At 58.5% G+C, this 9333-nt stretch carries 12 protein-coding genes and 1 tRNA gene; 7 read left to right on the top strand and 6 right to left on the bottom strand.

Annotated features, from left to right (window positions below; all coding sequences use genetic code 11):
• Positions 1 to 145 (top strand): transposase (locus tag JJ869_RS19580; RefSeq protein WP_292269845.1); only part of this gene is annotated, 145 nt, incomplete at its 5' end.
• A gap of 98 nt (positions 146 to 243) precedes the next feature.
• On the opposite strand, the gene JJ869_RS19585 is transcribed toward JJ869_RS19580, so the two are convergent.
• The 4 genes from JJ869_RS19585 to JJ869_RS19600 all read right to left on the bottom strand — a co-directional run bounded on the left by JJ869_RS19585 (position 244) and on the right by JJ869_RS19600 (position 4206).
• Positions 244 to 319 (bottom strand) — tRNA-Thr (locus tag JJ869_RS19585).
• Between the two features lie 75 nt (positions 320 to 394).
• On the bottom strand, positions 395 to 1921 hold the full coding sequence (locus tag JJ869_RS19590) for a heme biosynthesis HemY N-terminal domain-containing protein (RefSeq protein WP_292269826.1): 1527 nt from the start codon (positions 1919 to 1921) through the stop codon (positions 395 to 397).
• Between the two features lie 12 nt (positions 1922 to 1933).
• Entirely contained in the window at positions 1934 to 3409 is a 1476-nt protein-coding gene (locus tag JJ869_RS19595; protein ID WP_292269827.1) for a mitofilin family membrane protein, read from the bottom strand.
• A 62-nt stretch (positions 3410 to 3471) separates the two neighbouring features.
• Entirely contained in the window at positions 3472 to 4206 is a 735-nt protein-coding gene (locus JJ869_RS19600; protein ID WP_292269828.1) for a uroporphyrinogen-III synthase, read from the bottom strand.
• Positions 4207 to 4279: 73 nt separating this feature from the next.
• Here JJ869_RS19600 and tsaD point away from each other — a divergent pair, with 73 nt between their 5' ends.
• The 5 genes from tsaD to JJ869_RS19625 are packed head-to-tail and all read left to right on the top strand — an operon-like array spanning position 4280 to position 7415.
• Positions 4280 to 5350 carry a tRNA (adenosine(37)-N6)-threonylcarbamoyltransferase complex transferase subunit TsaD gene (gene tsaD / locus JJ869_RS19605; RefSeq protein ID WP_292269829.1) on the top strand — a complete coding sequence of 357 codons (1071 nt, stop codon included), beginning with the start codon at positions 4280 to 4282 and terminating at the stop codon, positions 5348 to 5350.
• Positions 5351 to 5358: 8 nt separating this feature from the next.
• The gene (locus tag JJ869_RS19610; RefSeq protein ID WP_292269847.1) at positions 5359 to 6303 is read left to right on the top strand and encodes an NAD(P)H-dependent glycerol-3-phosphate dehydrogenase; all 945 of its coding nucleotides are present in this window, start codon (positions 5359 to 5361) and stop codon (positions 6301 to 6303) included.
• On the top strand, positions 6304 to 6579 hold the full coding sequence (locus JJ869_RS19615; protein ID WP_292269832.1) for a YciI family protein: 276 nt from the start codon (positions 6304 to 6306) through the stop codon (positions 6577 to 6579).
• Complete coding sequence (locus JJ869_RS19620) at positions 6576 to 6995, top strand: EVE domain-containing protein (protein ID WP_292269833.1); 420 nt, start codon at positions 6576 to 6578, stop codon at positions 6993 to 6995. Before JJ869_RS19615 ends, JJ869_RS19620 begins: the two co-directional genes overlap by 4 nt.
• Before the next feature lie 24 nt (positions 6996 to 7019).
• Entirely contained in the window at positions 7020 to 7415 is a 396-nt protein-coding gene (locus JJ869_RS19625; protein WP_292269836.1) for a DUF1761 domain-containing protein, read from the top strand.
• 221 nt (positions 7416 to 7636) lie between these two features.
• On the opposite strand, the gene JJ869_RS19630 is transcribed toward JJ869_RS19625, so the two are convergent.
• Positions 7637 to 7978: a DUF2853 family protein gene (locus JJ869_RS19630; RefSeq protein WP_292269838.1), complete on the bottom strand. Its 342-nt coding sequence runs from the start codon at positions 7976 to 7978 to the stop codon at positions 7637 to 7639.
• A 186-nt stretch (positions 7979 to 8164) separates the two neighbouring features.
• Between JJ869_RS19630 and lysM the strand changes: the two genes are divergently transcribed.
• Positions 8165 to 8584 carry a peptidoglycan-binding protein LysM gene (gene lysM, locus JJ869_RS19635; protein WP_292269840.1) on the top strand — a complete coding sequence of 140 codons (420 nt, stop codon included), beginning with the start codon at positions 8165 to 8167 and terminating at the stop codon, positions 8582 to 8584.
• A gap of 129 nt (positions 8585 to 8713) precedes the next feature.
• On the opposite strand, the gene JJ869_RS19640 is transcribed toward lysM, so the two are convergent.
• Entirely contained in the window at positions 8714 to 9232 is a 519-nt protein-coding gene (locus JJ869_RS19640; protein ID WP_292269843.1) for a hypothetical protein, read from the bottom strand.
• Positions 9233 to 9333 lie beyond the last annotated feature (101 nt).

The raw sequence follows: 9333 nt of genomic DNA on the forward strand, positions 1-9333 counted from the left end.
GCGGCGGTACAAACGGCGCAACAGGATCGAGATCATGTTTGGCAGGCTGAAAGACTGGCGGCGTGTGGCACCCCGCTACGACCGTTGCCCAAAAGTCTTCCTCTCTGCCATCGCGCTCGCGGCAACCGTCATCTATTGGCTATGAGCCCTGACCATAGGATACAGATATCGCCATTTGCCACAGACACGGCTGCAGGTTTCGTCGACATGCCAGTCGACGCTGACGCGGTGGCGGGATATTTATGGTGCCGCTGAAGGGACTCGAACCCCCGACCCCATCATTACGAATGACGTGCTCTACCAGCTGAGCTACAGCGGCCAACCCGGTGTGGGTGTTCCTCACCTCAGGAAGATTGGCCGGGCTGTTAGCACCGGTCGGGGCGCAAGAAAAGTGTTATTTCACCTTTTCTGGCTCTGGTGATTGTGCAGCATGGTCCACGTCATTCGCCGCTGTCATTGGTTCTGCCATCGGCGTGGTGTCGTCGGATGCAACCGGGTCTGGATCCAGGACCTCGGCTTCGTCGACTGGCTTGGTTTTGTCCTCGATGGAACCGACGATCAGCGGCAGCATTTCCGCTCCCGCGGGCAGGACCGTTGCGCTTTGCGGTGGGATCGTCCAACTCAACGTGTCGAAGCTTTCGCAATTGGTGCAGACCGGTGTCCATTCGCCATGGATCGTCTTGCAATTGTCGCAGACCCATTGTGGGCCACGCGGTGCGGTCAGCGCGCGGGCCAGCCAGCCGCGCACGACGGCGTCCGACGCGCCTTCGCCACGTTCGATCGCCGCCACGATGGCCAGAACACGGGTGTCCGGTTCCGTCTCGGCGAGATCACCCAAAGACCGACGCGCTTCGGGGAAATCTTCCGCCGCAAGGTTCAGCTCTGCCAATAGAAGCATCGTTTCCCGGTGCTCCGGGCGCATGGCCGTCAATTGCTTGAACCGCTGAACCCGCGCCTGAGGTGTTTCATTCGGTTCGATTTCCGCAAACGCAGCGGCAAGATCGGGATGGGGCTGCGCCTGCCAAGCTTTCTTGAGGAGGCGCACCGCATATTTGGAGCGGCCTTGAGCGATGTGGCTGCGTGCGGCCATCGCGGCCGCCGGGATGAGGTCGGGGGACGACTTGTTCGCGGCAATCGCGGCTTCCTGCGCTTCGATGGTCTTGCCTTCGTCAAGCACGCCCTTGGCCTCGGACAGCGCGAGCACCGCATCGCGGCGCTTGTGCACATCGCGCGGGAGCGAGCCGTGTTTCAGTTTGGCATTGAGCGTCTTTCGCGCGCCGGACCAATCCGCATTCTTGGCCTGCAGACGCAACAGCGTATCCTGCACCTCTTCATGTTTCGGTTTGATGGCAAAAGCCCGTTCAGCCAGCTTGAGCGCGGTTTCCGTGTCACCGGCATCGAGCTTTTGCTTCATCAAACCACGCACACCGACAAAACGCGTGCTTTCGTTCTGAACCAGCCGTTTGTAGACCTCTTCTGCCTTCTTGCGGTCGCCCGTCATTTCAGCAGCCTGCGCGGTGATGAGGTCGGTCAGTTCCGGCTTGTGGAGATATTTCTCGGCCTTGGTGGCCTTGGCCATGGCCAGACGCCCCTCGCCGGAAGCGAGCGCCATCAAACCCTCGCTGAGTGCCTGAAAGCCCTTGCGCTCGCGGTTGCGGTCGAAATAGCGCGAAATCGCAGTCTCGTCGCCATTGATGAATTTCAGCGTGGCGATCAGCAACGCGAAAAGCTTGAGGAACAGCCAGACCGCGAGGATGGCCACCAAAGCGGCGATCACCGACTGGAGCGGGCCAAGCGTAAATTCGGTGCCACCCGCCGTGATTTGAATTCCGCCATTGCTTTCCATGAGAAAGCCGGCAGCAAGCGTCAAAGCGGCAACGATGACAACGAACAGAACGATCTTGAAAAGAGACCAAAGCATCAAGCGCCCCCCTTATTCCTGAAGCAGCTGCTGGACGAGACCGTCCGCTGCCGTTTTCGCCTCTAGGCGTTTTTGTGCACTGGCTTGCCAATCAGAGACCGCAGACCGGGCCGCTTCCGGAAGCGCCGACAGTTCCGAGAGCGCCATGTCCAGATCACCCGCGCGAACAGCAGCTTCTGCACGGGACAGCACCGCGTCTGCGCTGTCGCCCTCTTTGGGTGCGACAGATCGCGCGCCAAGTTGATTGGCGAAGAACGTGCTGATGCGGCTGACGCCTTCTGCTTCTGCAGTGTCGGCACTGCGGGCATCGCGCAGCGCGGCGCGGGCGACATCCGGGAAGGTCTCTCTGAGGAGCGACAGCGTGGGAACGCCGTTTTCTGCGTTGCTTGCCAAAGCATCGGGCACATCGACGCCGTTCGCCAAAAGCACTGAAATCGCACCAGCAAAGCCAGCACCGGTATCAAGAGCGGCGGTTATGTCAGCCAAGGCAGCTCGGGACGCGGCCAGTTGCGCCTTTTCCTCTGCATTGCCTTCGGCAGCAACGGCTTCCTGCGCCATCTGGGCAACTTCTGCACGCTGCGCCTCGACCTCGGCTTTCAGGTCGTCGAGCGCACGCTCATAGGCGGCAATCGCTTCTTCGGACACAGCGGTTTCAAGGGGCTGACGTTCCAGCGTGTCGATCCGTGAGACAATCTCGTCAAGACGTGCAGACAAGTCTGAGGCCGTCGTTTGCACCGCTGCGATCTGCCCTTCGACCGGGGATAGATCGATTGTTGGAGGTTCAGCACCTTCCAAGGTCGCGATCCGCGTTCCCAGATCAGACAGGGCACTGTCTTGTGTTGTTAGGGCGGCGCGAAATTCATCCTCGAACGCAGTATCCTCGGCGGCGTCGAACGGCCAAACCGCCTGAGACGAATAGGCCGCGACGCCGTAGCCAAGAATGGCCGCAGCAGCACCGCCAAGCAGCATGGGCACAAACCCGCCTTTGCGCTCGATTGTGGTTTCCTTGATGACCTGGGGTGCAACCGGAAGAGTTTCGGGCTCGACAACGGGGTCCGCTGCAGTCGCGTGGTCTTCGACAGTTTCCGCTTCCTCGATCAGCTTTTCTGCTTCTTCTTTGGTCAGGTGATCGTCATTGGGCGGTGTTTCTTCGCATGCAGCGTCCGACTCGGACGTGACAGATTCGCTGTCTTGCGGGGCGTCGATTTGGTTTTCGGCGGGATCGCCCTTGCCGGGTTCCGCTTGTTCGATCACATCGTCGGTGACCGCATCTTCGGCCGTGTTATCAGTGTCTTTGGGATCGATATCTGACTTTGACGCATCGTCTTCGGGCGCATAAACCTCAACGGCTTCAACGGCTTCCGCAACAGTGTCCATATCCTTGGCCGTCTGCTCGGCCGCGTCAGGCTGATCTGATGCGCGGTCGGAATCGACCTCTTTGTCCGTGACTTCTTGTGAGGTTTTGTCCGTGCTTTTGCGTTTCGCCACCGGTTAATCCTTCGAATCTGTCAAGTTTGCGCGACAGCTATGTCAACTTTAACTTACAACTCTCACAGCCGCCGCTCAAGACATACGGCGTCTGTGACCATCTCCTGTACCAACTCGATCATCCCGTCACGATCGGGTCGACGTGATACCTTCGTTCTGTGTGCCGCATCCGCAGGCAGCGCGTCCGCAACAGCCTGACTGATCGCGGCAAACCGGATGTTGTCAAACCCCAGCGATTCGCGGCCAAGTTGCCGAGCCGTCCGAGGCGAAAATACCGGCGCGAGTATCGATCTGTCTTGCGACAAAGCCTCCCGCGTGTCCTGCGCAAAAGTTTCAAGCTCCTGCGTATATAGGACGGCTTCCGAGGTTTCCACGCCCGCATCCGTCAAACGTTTCGCAATATCCCCAATCGCGTTTTCCCCGCGCAGATGCAGCAGCGGGCCGGAATACCCATGTCGCAAAACATGCTCTACCACCTGATCCGCTGTTCCCCCTGCGATATCCGCTTTGAACCCAAACGCGCGCAGCGCCTTGCCCGTTCCCGTGCCGACTGCAATCGCGGGAATGTCCAAAGCTATCCCACCAAGCGCCGCATAGGCATCTAGAGCGTTGGCAGAGGTGAAGATCAACCCGGCCACCCCACGCATCTCGGGTAAAGGACCAGTGAAGTGGATCGACATGAGTGGATTGATTAAAAAATCGACGTGATCTCGGATCTGCCTTGGCAATGCCGCCCAGAACGCCTCGGAAGACGCCTGCGGTCGCGTGAGGAGCAGCAGGGGGCGTGGGGCAGCCATGGCATCCCGTGTTGTTGTGAGCAGCACCCAAGGGTGGTAACTGCTGGGCCTCATGGGTGCAACGGAAACTCTGATGAGCCACGACATCACCGTTCTAGGGCTGGAAAGCAGCTGTGACGATACAGCCTCCGCCGTTGTGCGCGGACGCGAGATTCTCTCGTCTGTGGTTGCCGATCAAACTGCGTTGCATGCGGCCTATGGCGGTGTCGTGCCCGAGATCGCAGCGCGCGCCCATGTCGAAAAGCTGGACCTTTGTGTCGAACGCGCCCTGGCCGAGGCAGGTATGTCGTTCTCGGAGATCGACGCGATCGCCGTCACTGCTGGACCTGGCCTGATCGGCGGTGTGCTGTCGGGTGTGATGATGGCCAAGGGCTTGAGCGTCGCGACAGGAAAACCGCTGATCGGGGTCAACCACCTGGCCGGACATGCCTTGACCCCGCGCCTGACCGACGGGTTGGACTATCCGTATCTCATCCTTCTGGTGTCCGGTGGGCATTGCCAATTTCTGCGTGTCGAGGGCCCGACGACATTCTCGCGCCTTGGCAGCACGATCGACGATGCACCGGGAGAGGCGTTCGACAAGACCGCGCGCCTGCTTGGGCTGCCACAACCCGGAGGACCTTCGGTCGAGCAACATACCCGGTTTGGTGATGATTTGCGCTTCGTCTTCCCGAGTCCCCTTCTGGATCGACCGGGCTGCGATCTGTCGTTCTCAGGCCTCAAGACAGCCCTGCTGCGCCAGCGCGACCAGCTTGTTGCTGACCAGGGCGGGTTACATAAGCAGGATGTCGATGACCTCTGCGCCGGGTTTCAGGCGGCAATCCGCGATGTTTTGATTGAAAAATCGAAACGTGCGTTGAACGCCTCTGAGGGGCTTTCCGGTTTCGCCGTCGCGGGAGGGGTCGCCGCAAATACAGAGCTACGCGCCGCGTTAGAGACACTTTCTGCCAATCACGGCATTCCGTTTGTCGCCCCGCCTTTGGCGCTTTGCACCGACAACGCGGCGATGATTGCCTATGCCGGTGCCGAGAAGTTCGCTGTAGAGGGTGCAGATGATCTGACCTTGACCGCCCGTCCCAGATGGCCGCTTGACCGTGCCGCCCCCGCGGCTCTGGGCAGCGGCAAGAAAGGGGCCAAGGCGTGATCGGCGTTATGGGCGCCGGTGCGTTCGGCACTGCTCTTGCCATCGCGCTTTCCAAAACCGGCCAGCCCGTCACGCTTTGGTGCCGCAACGCGGATCAGGCGCGTGATATGGACATATTGCGATGCAACAGAGCCTATCTTCCGAACGCGTCCTTTCCGGACAGCCTGACGGTCACGCAGGACGTGTCACGGGTCACCAATGGAATTGCCGTGCTGGTGGCTGTACCGCTGCAGGCCATGCGGACAGCGGCAGCGCAGATCGGCGCCAGCGATACGCCGCTCGTGGCATGCTGTAAGGGCATTGAACTGAGCACGGGGCTTGGTCCGACACGCGTTCTAGAGGATGTGCTTCCCGGTGCGATGACATCCATCCTGACGGGCCCCAGCTTTGCCGCAGATATCGCGATTGGGCGACCCACGGCGTTGACCCTGGCCTGCGCCAGCGCGCTAACGGGCAAGGAACTCCAGTCGCTACTGACCACACCAACCCTGCGCCTCTACCGGACCACCGATACCATCGGCGCGGAACTTGGCGGCGCATTGAAAAACGTCATGGCGATTGCCTGCGGCGCGGTGATCGGTGCCGGGCTTGGTGACAGCGCGCGTGCCGCAACGATGACCAGGGGCTTTGCGGAAATGCAAAGGATCGGAGCGGTTTACGGCGCGCGCCCAGACACACTTTCCGGGCTTTCCGGGCTGGGCGACCTCGCCCTGACTTGCACCTCGGACCTCTCTCGCAACTACCAACTCGGTCTGTCTCTGGGCCGCGGCGAAACGTTCGATCCCACCATCACTGTCGAGGGCGCGGCGACCGCCAAAGCCATGTCAGAGATCGCAAAGCAAAAGGGCCTCGACCTTCCGATCACACAAACCGTGACACGTCTTGTTGAGGGTTCAACGACGATCGCGGATGCCATAGAAACGCTTATGACCCGTCCATTGAAGGAAGAATAAATGCTCATCGCCCTGATCGCGCGCGACAAAGCCGGCGCTCTGGAAACCCGCAAAGCCAACCGCGACGCCCATCTGGCCTATATCGAAGCCACGGGTGTGGTGACTCAGGCCGGTCCTTTGCTGGACGACGCAGAACAGATGATCGGATCTCTGGTGATCCTCGACGTCGCAGACATGGCAGCTGCGCAAAACTGGGCCGACAGCGACCCCTACGCCAAGGCCGGTCTCTTCGAGAGCGTTGAACTGATCCCGTGGAAGCGCGTGATCGGCGGATGAGATACTGGCTGTTCAAATCCGAACCGTCCACCTGGTCGTGGGACGATCAGGTCGCCAAAGGCGATGCCGGTGAAGAATGGGACGGCGTGCGCAACTACCAGGCGCGCAATTTCATGTGCGAGATGGCCATCGGAGACAAAGGGTTCTTCTACCATTCACAGTCCGAGAAAGCCGTTGTCGGAACGGTCGAAGTCATTGCCAAAGCGCATCCCGAAAGCAAAACAGATGATCCACGTTGGGAATGTGTGGACATCAAGGCGGTGCAGCCGGTGAAGACACCCGTCACGCTCGAGCAGATCAAGGCTGATGAACGGTTGTCACAGATGGTTCTGGTTAACAACTCACGCCTTTCCGTACAGCCCGTTACGGAAACCGAATGGCGGATCATCTGCGACCTTGCGGGCATCACCGGGTAGGTCGACCAAGGCGGAGAAACGGACATGTCTTTCCTTCCGATAATCGCAGCCGGTCTGGCAGGATGGGCATTTGGTGCGGTGTGGTACAGCCTCTTTGCCAAACCTTGGGTCAAAGCATCTGGTGTTGCCACCGACGCAAACGGCAGGCCCGCCAACCAGAAAAGCCCTCTTCCATATGTGATAAGCATCGTTTCGGCGATGATCGTTGCCGCGACGATGTATTACGCATTCAATATGCTGGGCATCGTGACCGTATCCAAAGGCTTTACGTCAGGCCTCGGCATCGGTGCTTGTTTCGCAGCGCCATGGCTGGCCACGAATTACGGCTTTGCGGGTCGGCCGTTCAAACTGACATTGATCGATGCTGGCTACGCCACATTCGGGTCCGCGGTCATCGGTGCCGTGATCCCACTTGTCTGAATTCAAACGGAGGGTCCGGCCGAAACCGAAACCCTCCGTCCCCGCGCTCCCAAGTCACCACGCGCGTAAACTGAATATGGTTTCGGTCGTCCTGACCGTCTTTGTGGTTGTACCTTAAACGACGCTCAGGACCAAACACCAAGTCCCTCTGATTTGAGACAAATTCAAATGAATAGAGCGCCCCAGATGGAGCGCTCTCAGATCAATCCCCTGGACATGGCTTATCCGTAGACGGACTCTTTGCCGAAATGCTTGGTCAACATGTAGTAAACAACCGCGCGATACTTGTTCCGCTCGGACTTGCCATAGGTTTCGATGACCGAATTGATCGCATCCATCAATTCCGGACCGTCCTTCAGACCAAGCTTCTTGATGAGGAAATTGGTCTTGACCGTTTCAAGTTCGGACGCCTGCGACCCCGCAACCGTCGACGCATCGTCGTTGTAGATCGCGGGCCCACAACCGATCGTGACTTTTGTCAGCAGATCCATGTCCGGCGTCATACCGCACTTGTTCTTCAAGTCGTCCGCATACTTTGCGATCAAATCGTCTCTCTTACCCATCACTGTCTCCCTGTGAAGTCTTGGTTCCCCGGAGGACCGGCCCCCTACATTTGGAAAAGGTGGCAAAATCCCTTGCATCGGGCAATGAAAAATCACGTTTTGCGTTTCACCGTCCCGTTTTCCCCCTAGAGTGGACGTGAAAGCCACGCAAAGCTGGCTTCGACACACAGCCAATAGGAGGGGCATATGGGACTTTGGAATTTCGTGAAATCCGCGGGGCGCAAATTGGTCGGTGGCGACGATCTGCCGACAGCGGCCATTCTCGAAAAGGAAGTTGCCGATCTTGGGCTCGACACCAAAGGTGCCGAGATCAAGGTCGAGGGCGACAAAGTTGTCGTCTCCGGCGGAGACATGACGCAGGAAGAACGGGAAAAGGTGATCCTTGCCGTAGGCAACGTCGAAGGCGTGTCTGCCGTCGAGGCGGACACTTCGGATGAGCCCGTGTTCCACACGGTCGTCAAAGGCGACACGCTTTGGGCGATCGCCGAAAAGACCCTTGGCAACGGATCAAAGTACAACGCGATTTTCGAGGCCAATCGCCCGATGCTCAGCCATCCGGACAAGATCTACCCGGGTCAGGTTCTGCGGATCCCGGCAAAGGCGTAAGCGCGCCTACCCGGAGTTGGCTTTGGGTCTTTGGGTTGTCCAAAGTTCAATGTCGCTAGATGCGCGGTAAACCAACTTCGAAGACAACACAAAATCACTTCCAACCGAGCAAACGTGCTGCTGGCGAATTTATTCGCCGGCAGCATATGTCGGTATCGTCTTCGTCAGGATAACAGTCTGCGCCTTTGACGTGCCGATCTCGCGCAAATACCAAACCTCTTTGCCCTTTGCCTTACTGGGTGGTTCAGAAACGATCTTGTACGTCGACATCCTGGGACCAACGTTCGAGCCGTGCTGACACACCACCACCTCATCATTTAGAACATGATCAATCACCCCGATATGGGCATGGTGATCTGGCCCTTTGTGTCCGTTGGGTATGACCTCCCAAAGGTCTTTTTTCTCTTCCGATTTCTTTGGCCGCGCCCACAGAACAACGCTGTCGTAGTCGATGTCGTACCAATTATGCGCGACACCGGCGATTTGCTTGTACTTGTTGTGGTAGTGAATTGGATTTTCAAGAAAACATCCGATGGCCGTGTAGTACGCGTTTGTAAAACCATTGCAGTCCAACCCGATCTCTTGATCCTGGTCGATCCAAGCCTGAAGACTGTTGGATGTCACTGAGAACTGACCCAGCATTGTCATCGAGATTTGACCCGCCTGTCAGTATGTCGGTCGGTTCATGACGGGGTCAACATTGGCGTCTCCTTCCTCTTTTTTTTCGCGGTCTCCGAGCTGGCCTTGAA

Origin of the sequence: Marivita sp. (assembly GCF_017643905.1) — a bacterium.
GTDB lineage: Bacteria > Pseudomonadota > Alphaproteobacteria > Rhodobacterales > Rhodobacteraceae > Marivita.

Excerpts from the sequence above, each read along its gene's own strand:
- JJ869_RS19620 (WP_292269833.1), top strand. The coding sequence starts at position 6,576 with ATGAGATACTGGCTGTTCAAATCCGAACCGTCCACCTGGTCGTGGGAC.
- JJ869_RS19640 (WP_292269843.1), bottom strand. The coding sequence starts at position 9,232 with ATGACAATGCTGGGTCAGTTCTCAGTGACATCCAACAGTCTTCAGGCT.
- JJ869_RS19610 (WP_292269847.1), top strand. The coding sequence starts at position 5,359 with ATGGGCGCCGGTGCGTTCGGCACTGCTCTTGCCATCGCGCTTTCCAAA.
- lysM (WP_292269840.1), top strand. The coding sequence starts at position 8,165 with ATGGGACTTTGGAATTTCGTGAAATCCGCGGGGCGCAAATTGGTCGGT.
- JJ869_RS19630 (WP_292269838.1), bottom strand. The coding sequence starts at position 7,978 with ATGGGTAAGAGAGACGATTTGATCGCAAAGTATGCGGACGACTTGAAG.
- tsaD (WP_292269829.1), top strand. The coding sequence starts at position 4,280 with ATGAGCCACGACATCACCGTTCTAGGGCTGGAAAGCAGCTGTGACGAT.
- JJ869_RS19590 (WP_292269826.1), bottom strand. The coding sequence starts at position 1,921 with ATGCTTTGGTCTCTTTTCAAGATCGTTCTGTTCGTTGTCATCGTTGCC.
- JJ869_RS19625 (WP_292269836.1), top strand. The coding sequence starts at position 7,020 with ATGTCTTTCCTTCCGATAATCGCAGCCGGTCTGGCAGGATGGGCATTT.
- JJ869_RS19600 (WP_292269828.1), bottom strand. The coding sequence starts at position 4,206 with ATGGCTGCCCCACGCCCCCTGCTGCTCCTCACGCGACCGCAGGCGTCT.
- JJ869_RS19615 (WP_292269832.1), top strand. The coding sequence starts at position 6,304 with ATGCTCATCGCCCTGATCGCGCGCGACAAAGCCGGCGCTCTGGAAACC.